The organism is Prosthecobacter sp. (assembly GCF_044227185.1).
Classification (GTDB): Bacteria; Verrucomicrobiota; Verrucomicrobiia; order Verrucomicrobiales; family Verrucomicrobiaceae; genus Prosthecobacter.
Genome location: NZ_JBGAFO010000015.1, coordinates 133,873 through 140,437 on the forward strand (window position 1 = coordinate 133,873; position 6,565 = coordinate 140,437).

The following is a 6,565-nucleotide window of genomic DNA, read 5'->3' on the forward strand; positions in this document are numbered from 1 at the left end:
CATGACCTTTTTCACCGTCATCACCCGAGGACTTCTGCGCCGCCCGGTACGCACCGGCCTCACGCTGGGCGGCATCGCCATCGGCATTGCCGCCGTGGTGGCGCTGGTCGGAATTTCGAAAGGTTTTGAAAAAAGCTGGGGCGCAGGCGCCAAGGAACGCGGCATCGACATGGTCGTCAGCACGCTGGGGAGCGCGCTCACGCCAAAGCCTTTCAGCATGGCCGTGCGCGACCGCATCGCCAGCATGCCGGAGGTGGCCGCCACCTGCTCAGTCTTTGTGGATCTGACCAGCGTTGAAAACGCCTCCATGATGATGGTCTCCGCCCGCGAGTGGGGCGGCTTTTCGTGGAACAACCTCAAGCTGCTCTCCGGCCGCATGCCGAAGGATGCGATGGAGCCCGCCGTGGTCCTCGGGCAGACAGCGGCTGAAGCACTGAAGAAAAAGATCGGAGATCCGCTCCAGTTGGAATCCAAAGAACTGACCGTGGTCGGCATCGTGGACGGCGGGGCCCTGGTGGAGAATGGCTCGGTGGTGCTGTCCCTCCCATTGTTTCAGCAGATCACGGGGAACGAAGGCAAGATCAACATCCTCGATGTCCGCGCGGCGGGCGAGCTCAACGAGCGCCAGATGAAGCAGCTCTGCGAGAAGATCAACCACAACATTCCCGAGGCGAAGGCGGTGATTGCCAGCGAGCACATCAGCAACAGCGAGGCCTCCCGCTTCATCCGCGCCATGAGCTGGGGCACCTCGCTCCTGGCGGTGCTTGTGGGCGTGTTTGGCGTCATGAACACGATGCTGATGACCGTCTTTGAGCGCAGGCAGGAAATGTGCATTCTTCTGGCCATCGGCTGGAAGCGCGGGCGCATCACCCGCATGATCTTATGCGAGTCCGCGCTGCTCGGCCTGATGGGAGGAAGCGTCGGCGCGCTGATCGGCGTCCTCGGCGCAAAATTTCTGGAGACCCTTCCCTCGGTCCACGGGCTGCTGGAGCCGGATCTGAGCGCGCGCCTGATCCTCATTTCCGTGGCCATCTCGGTGGTCGTCGGAGTGATCAGCGGTCTGTATCCCGCCTGGCGCAGTTCACGGCTGTCTCCCAGTCTCGCTCTGCAGGGCTGAAATTCATCCAATGACATTGTCATGAAAACATTCCTACCACACCTCATCTGTGCATTCCTCGTGCTGTCTGCCAGCGCGGCCGAAAACGGCCCGTCCGCCGGCGAACTGGCGGCGCGTCTCAGCGCCCTGCAGCAGGATGGCACGTCCTTCATCCGCCTCAAAATGGAGGGCCCGCAGACAACGCTGCAGGTGCAGATCAAACAACGCCGCACACAGTCGGGCACCGAAGTCATGTATCAAATCCTGTGGCCCAAAGAACGTGCTGGCGAGGCGGTGCTGCTGCGGAAAATGGGGAGCCAGCCGCCAGCCGGGGCGCTGCTCACCCCGCCTGACACCGTGATCAAACTGGATGCCAGCCGAATGAAGGAGCGCCTGCTGGGCACTGACCTGGCCTATGCCGATGTTCTTGAAAACTTCTTTGCCTGGGAGCATCAGGCGATTGTGGGAACTGAAATCGTGGACCGCACAAGCTGCCAGGTCCTCGAATCCAAACCCGGAAAAAGTGACCGCTCGATTTATGCGGTGGTACGCACCTGGGTGGACACCCGCCGCCTCGTGCCTCTGCGGGTTGAAAAGTACAGCTCTTCAGGCCAGCTCGCACGGCGTATCGACACCACCCGGGTGGTGTCGAATGACGGCCGCTCCATCCCGGCCAACATGACCGTCCATGACGCGCAAAGAAACTCCGCCACCGAGCTCGACGGCTCAAACATCAAGCGTGGAGTGAGCTACGACGACGCCACCTTCACGGTGGAAGGGCTCAAGCAGACAGAACCACCGCGCTCCAGAGCGGACTAGCGCCTGTCTGTGGCGGGTAATCCTTCACCCCCTTCCCTCCTCTTATGCTGCACGTGATTCAGTTGCTGCTGCCGCTCTATACCGATGATCAGCCAGCCGTTCCGGCGGACGATCTGCATGCCATGGTAAAGGCAGAACTCACGAGACATTTTGGCCGCTGCATTGCGCACAAACGTTCTCCAGCGGGCGGACGATGGCTGGAGGGGGATTTAGGAAGACATGACGAAATCGTCATTTATGAGGTCATGTCCCACCTGCTGGATGCCCAGTGGTGGGACTGGTATGAGAAGGCGCTCCAGGCCAGGTTTCACCAGCGTGAGGTGCTCATTCGCACCCTGCCTCTGGCTTCTTTGTGACACAAATGACCCACGGAGAAAACCACGCTTTTCATACAACCAAAGCCTTTGATCCAAACGTTCTCCCCACGTTGCCTTTCCTCCTGCGCCGCCCTGTTTTCGTGATCTAGAATTACGTCGATGAACAATCTCTTTGCGAATGTTGAGATCAAGGGCTTCCTCACGTTTTCACAAGAACTGTTGATGGAAGGCAGAATCGAGGGGGATGTCTCCTCCACGGCCCCGCTCACCATTGGCGAGCATGCTTTCGTGAAGGGTACGGTCAACACGCGCAGCGTGGTCGTGCACGGGCATGTGGAAGGCAACATCACCGTGCAGGAAAGGTGTGATGTAAAGTCCACCGCCACAATCATCGGCAACATCACCGCTGCAACTTTTGCCATCGAGGCAGGAGCCACCTTTTGCGGCCACTCGCAGGTGAAGCAGGCGCCCTCGACCCCAAAAAACCCTCAAAAGCCCAGCCGACTCTTGTGAAAATGTCTCAGCCCGCCGCCATCACGCGTTCTCCCAACACACGACTGCGACTCGCGGTGGTGGATGATCACGCGATCATCCGCGGTGTGTTTGTGACTCTCGTGGAAGACGCTCCCGATATGATCATGGCCTGGACGGCCTCGTCTCTGGCCGAGGCTTCGGATAAGATTCACTGGGACGTGCCGGACTTTCTGGTCATCGATGTGGGCCTGCCTGATGGAAACGGCTTCGACTTCACCGCAGAGCTTCTCACCCGGCTGCCAAACCTGCCCGTTTTGATTGTATCAGCCGATGAGAACAACACCTACCCCGGGCGTGCCGCCGCCGCCGGCGCCCGGGGCTTCATTGCGAAGGAGGCTTCACTTGAACAGCTCGTTGAAGCCGTAAACACCATTCAGCAGGGCGGCCAGTGGTTCAATCATGCAGGGTAAATCCCGGGCTCACACGGCCGTCCGGGCATCTGAAAGCGAATTCTTTCATGATGGAAACCGAATCTCCAGCTCTGGCCCACCGGACGGATTTGATTGATCTGGCCTCCTTTGACGGACGCCGAACAGCGGAGCTGTGCTCCGACTACCTGGAAAAGTGCGGCCTCGAAACCGCCATCTTTGACGAAGGGAGCCTGCAGACATTCGTGTTCTTCACCAAGCCCGCCGCGAATGTGAAGGTTCAGGTGCAGGAGAAGGATTATGACCAGGCTGTGACCAGGCTCATCGAATTCGAGAAGGAGCATCCAAAGCTTGTTCCCTTCATTTATTCCTGCCCGGAATGCGGCTCATTCGCCGTGGAGTATCCTCAGTTCAGCCGCAAGTTCTTCAGCTTTTTGCTCATCGAGTGGATGAGCTCCCTTGGAGCGTTTCCAAAGCGCTGTTACTGCCGCAAGTGCCATAGCACATGGCCGCGCGGCCACCGCACAGAAATCAATCCCCTGCACCTGGAACGGCACCCGGACATGTTTGTTCCTCCACCTGCCTGACCTTTCTTCTCCGTCATCTTAATCCTTCTCTTTTCCCCTGTCATGAGCCCGAATTTCACCACCGATTATCGCCGCACAACGGCTTCCGCGGCCGAAGACATGATCAACGAAGGGGGCGCGATCCGACAGCCCTCCATGCGGGAAGCCAAGGCGGTCTTTTCCCGCCTGCACGGCCCCTGCAGTTGCCATGCCCATGCATGGCGTGACTGGCTGCACAATCCCACCACGATGTTTTGGACTGGATTTGCCACCGGCCTCGCCATTTCGCTGCTCGAGAACCATCCGCATGAAAAGATATGACCGGCTGGAAGGTACGGCAGGAACAGCCTCAGCAGGCTGCAATCTTCCACATCCATGAGGTGCTGCGCCACCTGGTGCGCTCCTGCCGGCGCATGCCGGCCCTCCTGTTCGCCAGACGTCACCCGGCATTCCGGTGGATGAGACGTGTGCTGAGAATGCACTGGGAGGCAGGAGTGAAGTTTTTTGAAATCGAAGGGGAGCAGCATGCGGCCGCCTTTGCGTATTACGCGTTCTTCGCCCTGTTTCCGCTCATACTCCTGTTTGTCACCCTGGGCTCCCAAGTTTGGGACCATGCCACGGTGGTGAACTACATCATTGGCAACCTTGGCCAATATCTGCCCTTCAACACCGCCGACCGGCATCTCGTTGATGATGCGATCCATGGGATCGTGGATGCGCGTGGCAGCGTCAGCACCCTGGCCATGCTGGGTCTCGTCTGGAGCGCCTCCCGCTTCTTTCACAGCATGGTGCGCGGCGTGAACCGGGCCTGGGAGACCATTGAATACCCCTGGTGGCAGTTGCCGCTGCACAGCCTCATGATGCTGATGATGGTGGCCAGCGCGTTGTTCATAGGAATGCTGGTGCCGCTGGCCGTCGGCTGGCTGCGGCGGATGACTCTCCTTCATCTGGAGACGTTCAACAGCCATTTTGAGCTCATCATTCTATGTGTCCCATCACTGGTGCTCTTTTATGGCATCAGCATGTTTTTCAAGTTTTCACCGCGCCGCCGCACGCGGTTCTCAGAGGTGGCTTTTTCCGCCTTCCTGACCACCCTCCTGCTGCAGGGCTGCCGTTATTTGTTTGAACGCTACGTGTATCATCTGAGCAATTTCAACAGCGTCTATGGAGCTTTCGCGGTGGTGATCGTGCTCCTGGTGTGGATCTACCTGTCCGGCGTCATCATCATGTATGGCGGCTGCCTGTGTGCGGCCCAGGCCAGGGTCTTTGGCCGGTCAGCGCGGATCCCGGTGCGGCACAGGCGCCATGTCATTGACTACTGGCCGCGCAGGCACAGGTAGCTCAGCGTCCGGCCTTCCGAACAATAAGGCGGCGGAGGCGGTGCCGGAGAGATTCTTTCTTCTGACGCTTTGAATCGGTCGCAAATTCCACCCGGTAACCGTTCATCGAATCCCAGGCATCCTGGTTCCAGGTGTCGTCAAAAACGAGGGTCTTCCCCTCCTCGCAAAGGAACATCTGGCTGGCGACTTGAAAACGCATCTCCTCACTTGCCTCAGGAACAAGCTGGTCGCGCTCCGAACGGAGCACACCGGCCCAGGTGACGCGCAGGGAGGACACATGCGGCCTGGGCAGAAAAACAGAAGAGACCGCCTTCAGGAAACTCGCAACGCTGTCTCTCATGCTCCCCGCCCACTGCTGAACACGACCATGGCCGGCCATTCCCTTGAAGAGGTTCCAGTCGTACTGATGCTGAGTGATGTTCATGAGAGCAAGCGGGGTGTTAAAAGTACCACGCAATCGTGCTTGGCCACGGAGGTGGATGCGTGGTTTCGCGGAAAGGCGATAAAAAAAACCCGCCCATTACGGGCGGGTCTGGCAGCCTGGACTGAACCTCGAAACAAGGCTTACTTGGCCTCAAGCTCTTTGATCTTGTCGAGATGCGCACGCAGCGTGGGCAGGGTCTTGCTGGCCCAGGATTTCACATCGGCATCCGAGGCATTTTTTTCCGCGTCTTCAAAGGAGGAGATGGTGTTTTTGTGGGCCTTTTCCAGATCGCTCAGGAAGGCCTTGTCAAAGCCCTTGCCGCTCTCTTTTTCAAGATCCTTGAAGGTGCTTGCGTCACTGGGGTCAATGACCGCGGAAAGCTCGACGTTTTTGGAGGCGGCGAGCGAGGAGAGCTCCGAATTGGCCTTGGTGTGGTCGGCGACCAGCATCGTGGCGAGATTTTTCACATCAGCGCGTTCCGCCTTCTGGGTTCCGAGCGTGGCGATTTTCACTTCGGCCATGCCGGACGCGCCGGCTTCCTTCACGAACTTTTCATCGTGGGAATTCAGGCTGGATTTCTTGTTTTCCGCGCTGGCAAGGGTGGTCAGGCTTCCGGCGGCGACGGCGAGCAGGATGGCGAAGGTGATGGGGTTTGATTTCATGGTGTCAGGGGTGGTTTGTTTGTGAATGCGGAGATCTGTTTGAATGTCTCCTGCGTCAAAGAATCGGAAGGGCCTTTTCATGCGGATGGCCCCACCACCGCAGACGCCCCTTCCTGATGTCGAAATCAGGGCGGCAGACACATGCCAAAAAAGAGTCCTGACCAACAGGGGGTGTCGGCCAGGACTGGAGGCGTTTCGGTTGCTCAGTCCATCGCTGGTCGAGCTGCTTTTCGCGCCTCATTCATGAATCGCAGGGTGCGCTCAAGTGGATGGGTTTCGCCTGGTGAAAAATCCGCCTGAATCGGGTAGGAGGCGGGGTTTCCCCCGCCGTCCTCCCACACCACCGGACGTGCGGTTCCGCATCCGGCGGTTGAGTTGAAGAGTTTGTGTTCATGGTCTGACCTGACGCTGCCAACGTTGGATGGTTTCGAGCAGGAAC

General features: G+C 58.7%; 10 protein-coding genes. 8 read left to right on the top strand and 2 right to left on the bottom strand.

The window, feature by feature from the left end; translation table 11 throughout:
- Position 1: 1 nt before the first annotated feature.
- The 8 genes from ACILSQ_RS27840 (at position 2) to ACILSQ_RS27875 (ending at position 5,040) form a co-directional block, all read left to right on the top strand.
- Positions 2 to 1,117 carry an ABC transporter permease gene (locus tag ACILSQ_RS27840; protein WP_395746970.1) on the top strand — a complete coding sequence of 372 codons (1,116 nt, stop codon included), beginning with the start codon at positions 2 to 4 and terminating at the stop codon, positions 1,115 to 1,117.
- A gap of 21 nt (positions 1,118 to 1,138) precedes the next feature.
- The gene (locus ACILSQ_RS27845) at positions 1,139 to 1,915 is read left to right on the top strand and encodes an outer membrane lipoprotein-sorting protein (RefSeq protein WP_395746971.1); all 777 of its coding nucleotides are present in this window, start codon (positions 1,139 to 1,141) and stop codon (positions 1,913 to 1,915) included.
- Positions 1,916 to 1,959: 44 nt separating this feature from the next.
- Positions 1,960 to 2,271, top strand: coding sequence for a hypothetical protein (locus ACILSQ_RS27850; protein WP_395746972.1), 312 nt, complete (start codon positions 1,960 to 1,962; stop codon positions 2,269 to 2,271).
- Between the two features lie 120 nt (positions 2,272 to 2,391).
- Positions 2,392 to 2,745: a polymer-forming cytoskeletal protein gene (locus ACILSQ_RS27855; protein ID WP_395746973.1), complete on the top strand. Its 354-nt coding sequence runs from the start codon at positions 2,392 to 2,394 to the stop codon at positions 2,743 to 2,745.
- 2 nt (positions 2,746 to 2,747) lie between these two features.
- A complete protein-coding gene (locus ACILSQ_RS27860; protein ID WP_395746974.1) occupies positions 2,748 to 3,176 on the top strand; it encodes a response regulator transcription factor in 429 nt (142 codons plus the stop codon).
- Positions 3,177 to 3,223: 47 nt separating this feature from the next.
- A complete protein-coding gene (locus ACILSQ_RS27865; RefSeq protein ID WP_395746975.1) occupies positions 3,224 to 3,721 on the top strand; it encodes a hypothetical protein in 498 nt (165 codons plus the stop codon).
- Positions 3,722 to 3,763: 42 nt separating this feature from the next.
- The gene (locus ACILSQ_RS27870; protein ID WP_395746976.1) at positions 3,764 to 4,021 is read left to right on the top strand and encodes a hypothetical protein; all 258 of its coding nucleotides are present in this window, start codon (positions 3,764 to 3,766) and stop codon (positions 4,019 to 4,021) included.
- Positions 4,018 to 5,040, top strand: coding sequence for a YihY/virulence factor BrkB family protein (locus ACILSQ_RS27875; protein ID WP_395746977.1), 1,023 nt, complete (start codon positions 4,018 to 4,020; stop codon positions 5,038 to 5,040). The genes ACILSQ_RS27870 and ACILSQ_RS27875 overlap by 4 nt, the downstream gene beginning before the upstream one ends.
- Position 5,041: 1 nt before the next feature.
- Here the strand turns inward: ACILSQ_RS27875 and ACILSQ_RS27880 are convergent, their stop codons facing one another.
- Together ACILSQ_RS27880 and ACILSQ_RS27885 are read right to left on the bottom strand one after the other, a co-directional pair.
- Positions 5,042 to 5,464 (bottom strand): aspartyl/asparaginyl beta-hydroxylase domain-containing protein, encoded by a 423-nt coding sequence (locus ACILSQ_RS27880; RefSeq protein ID WP_395746978.1) that lies wholly within the window; start codon positions 5,462 to 5,464, stop codon positions 5,042 to 5,044.
- 140 nt (positions 5,465 to 5,604) lie between these two features.
- Positions 5,605 to 6,126: a DUF4142 domain-containing protein gene (locus ACILSQ_RS27885; protein WP_395746979.1), complete on the bottom strand. Its 522-nt coding sequence runs from the start codon at positions 6,124 to 6,126 to the stop codon at positions 5,605 to 5,607.
- Positions 6,127 to 6,565: the final 439 nt, after the last annotated feature.